Here is a 465-nt window from a genome sequence, read left to right as displayed (position 1 = left end):
TGGGCTCGGGCTATCAGGGCAATAAAAAAACGGCCGGGATTGAAATGGCTGCAGCATCAGGGCTGCACTTAGTTGCCGAGGACAAACGTAACCCACTCATAACGACCAGCTATGGCACAGGTGAATTGATTGTCGATGCCCTTAATCGTGGCATTAAACATATCATCATAGGTCTTGGCGGCAGCGCCACTAATGATGGTGGGGCTGGTATGGCGCAGGCCATTGGTGCCCATTTACTCGACAGTAAAGGTAAAACCCTATCGGTGGGCGGCGCAGCCCTAAAGCAATTAGCCAAGCTCGACTTAAGAGACTTACATCCATTAATCAATGAGTGCAGCTTTGAGGTCGCCTGTGATGTAAATAACCCACTATGTGGAGACAAAGGTGCATCGGCTATATTTGGCCCACAAAAAGGTGCAACTCCAGCTATGGTTGCTCAGCTCGATACAGCACTAGGTCATTACG

General features: G+C 49.7%; 1 protein-coding gene. It reads left to right on the top strand.

Going from position 1 to position 465, the window contains the following annotated elements; all coding sequences use genetic code 11:
* Nucleotides 1-465, top strand: a 465-nt coding sequence (locus K5Q58_RS20895; protein ID WP_220755749.1) for a glycerate kinase, incomplete at both ends; no start/stop codon positions are given.

Origin of the sequence: Shewanella sp. KT0246 (assembly GCF_019654955.1) — a bacterium.
Lineage (GTDB): Bacteria > Pseudomonadota > Gammaproteobacteria > Enterobacterales > Shewanellaceae > Shewanella > Shewanella goraebulensis.
This window is presented reverse-complemented; position numbering and strand designations above follow the sequence as displayed.